A 442-nucleotide genomic window follows, 5' to 3' on the forward strand; every position below is an offset into this window, starting at 1 on the left:
GTTTATCTCTTTGTTGGATGGGTAGTAAATTTTATTAATTGCTTTCATTCTCTCAAATGATGAATATAGGTCATTATGCCACCTTGTTGAAATCACTCCTTTAGTTATATTCTCCTTGCTAAAATTAAGCCCTGTATCAAAAATAAATGCAGCCATCAGTGAATATGATATGTTTTTTATTAACTCAGACTTAAATGGTTCCGCTATGGAGTAGTACAGTGCTAAAATAAATAAAAATAAAAGGTATTGTCTTACCTTTCCCGATGAGTATATGTAAAGGCGATATTTATTTATTGATAGTTTTATTTTGTATGGAATGATCTCATTTCTGTCATATCCTCTTCGTGGTGGAGCAAAACAAAAGAAACATGCAGCTATTAATAAAACAAAAAAGATGAACAGTGTAAGCAAGTTCGGCTCCTGTGTATGCTCACTATGCATG

The 442-nt window shown here is 32.1% G+C and carries 1 protein-coding gene; it reads right to left on the reverse strand.

All coding sequences use genetic code 11. The features are described from left to right. Window positions 1-411 (reverse strand): hypothetical protein (locus HFC70_RS26860; protein WP_368669828.1); only part of this gene is annotated, 411 nt, incomplete at its 3' end. Between the last annotated feature and the right edge of the window lie 31 nt (window positions 412-442).

The organism is Agrobacterium sp. a22-2, assembly GCF_012276985.1.
Lineage (GTDB): Bacteria > Pseudomonadota > Alphaproteobacteria > Rhizobiales > Rhizobiaceae > Allorhizobium.